Source organism: Arcobacter vandammei (assembly GCF_016106035.1).
Classification (GTDB): domain Bacteria; phylum Campylobacterota; class Campylobacteria; order Campylobacterales; family Arcobacteraceae; genus Aliarcobacter; species Aliarcobacter vandammei.
This window is the reverse complement of record NZ_JADKPZ010000042.1, coordinates 1-1,966: the sequence shown is the minus strand read 5'-3', so window position 1 is coordinate 1,966 and position 1,966 is coordinate 1. Positions and strand designations below refer to the sequence as shown.

At 25.4% G+C, this 1,966-nt stretch carries 2 protein-coding genes; both read left to right on the top strand.

Annotated features, from left to right (window positions below):
- Positions 1-104: 104 nt before the first annotated feature.
- A complete protein-coding gene (gene istA / locus IQC44_RS11365) occupies positions 105-1,148 on the top strand; it encodes an IS21 family transposase (RefSeq protein WP_198306472.1) in 1,044 nt (347 codons plus the stop codon).
- The gene (gene istB / locus IQC44_RS11360; RefSeq protein ID WP_198306471.1) at positions 1,135-1,902 is read left to right on the top strand and encodes an IS21-like element helper ATPase IstB; all 768 of its coding nucleotides are present in this window, start codon (positions 1,135-1,137) and stop codon (positions 1,900-1,902) included. The genes istA and istB overlap by 14 nt, the downstream gene beginning before the upstream one ends.
- The last annotated feature ends 64 nt before the right edge of the window (positions 1,903-1,966 follow it).

Below are 1,966 nucleotides of genomic sequence, written 5' to 3'. Positions count from 1 at the left end.
TGTCAAATGCAAAGGTAAAATGTACCAGTAGTGCAAAGTAAAAATGCACCACTTTATTAATAAAAATAAATAAAATAACTCTAAATAAAATATTTGGAGTTAGTGTGATTGATAAAGAGGAATTTATTGTGATACATACTTTACATAAAAGAGGATATAGCATAAGAGCTATATCAAAGATAGTGGGATTAGATAGAAGAACTATTTCAAAAAGACTTAAAGAAAAAGATCTAAAACCTTATAAAAAGATTGAATATAAATCTAAATTAGATTTATTTAAAGATTACATTATTGAAAGAGTTAATCAAGCATCTCCAGATAAAATACCATCAACTGTAATTTATGAAGAGATTAAGAAATATGGTTATGATGGAAAAATTAGAACTTTACAAACATTTTTAAGTACATTAAAAAATAATGTAAAAGTAGAAGATGTAATCAGATTTGAAACTAAACCATCATATCAAGCACAAGTAGATTGGACAATAATAAGAAGTGGGAGAAATCCAATATATGGCTTTGTAATGGTTCTTGGATTTAGTAGAATGGCGTTTGTCTATTTTACAGATAATATGAGACAAACTACTTGGCAAGATTGCCATGTAAAAGCATTTGAATACTTTGGTGGAGTTCCACAAACTTTGCTTTATGATAATTTAAAAAGTGTTGTTATTCAAAGAGATAAATATGGAAAAAATCAACATGGATTTAATAATGATTTTTTAGAATTTGCAAAAGATAATTTCATTCCAAAATTATGTAAAGTATACAGAGCAAAAACTAAAGGAAAAGTAGAGAGATTTAATCACTACTTAAAAAATAATTTCTATATTCCTTTAAAAGCTTCATTAAAAAATAGTTCAATAGCTATAGATTCTACTTTACTAAACTCAAAAATATTCTCTTGGTTAGAATATGCAAATTCAAGAGTTCATGATACAACAAAGAAAAAACCAATTGAATTATTTAAAGAAGAAAAACAACTACTAAAACCATTTTATTCAAGCGTAAAAGAGGTTAAAAATATAACAAAAGCAAAAAATATAAATAGTTCTATAGATTTATCAAAATTAAATGTAGATATAAAATATCATACAACAATCTCTGATTATGAAAAAATATTAGGAGATACATATGCTACTGCATGAGAATATAAATGAATATTGTTCAAAATTTAAATTACCTGGGGTATTAAAACATTATCAACATTTAGCAGATAATGCTTCAAAAGATAAAATATCCTATAGTGAGTATCTATATAAGCTTTTAGAGCTTGAAAATGAAGGAAGAGTACAAAGAAGTCAACAAATAGTTTTAAAAATGTCAGGTATTCCTAAAATTAAAACAATTGATAGCTTTGATTATAAAAGTTCTTCAGTTGATAAAATTTTAATTAATGAACTTCTAACTCTTAGATTTATAGATGAATGTAAAAATATTTTACTCTTTGGACCAAGTGGAGTTGGAAAAACTCATTTAGCAACAGCAATTGCATATGCTGCAACAAAACAAACAATAAAAACTAAATTTATAACTGCAAGTGATTTAATAATACAACTTGAAAGTGCTCAAAGCCAAAATAAACTTGATAGCTATTTTAAAAGAGTAATAGGTATTTCAAAATTATTAGTAATAGATGAATTTGGATATGTAAAATTTAATGAAAATCAAGCAAATTTGTTTTTCCAAATAGTAAATAAAAAATATGAACTTGGTTCAATAATTATTACTTCAAATTTATCTTTTACAAAATGGAAGGAGGTATTAAATAATGATGAAGCATTAACAGCTGCAATTCTAGATAGACTCATTCACTATTCACATATAATAAATGTAACTGGTGAAAGCTATAGATTAAAACAAAAAAGAGAAGCAGGCTTGTTAGATATTTCTAACAAATAGGTGTTACAAAGTGGTACATTTTTCCACTGCGCTTTGGTACATTTTTGGATTGCACTTGACAGCA

Excerpts from the sequence above, each read along its gene's own strand:
- istB (WP_198306471.1), top strand. The coding sequence starts at position 1,135 with ATGCTACTGCATGAGAATATAAATGAATATTGTTCAAAATTTAAATTA.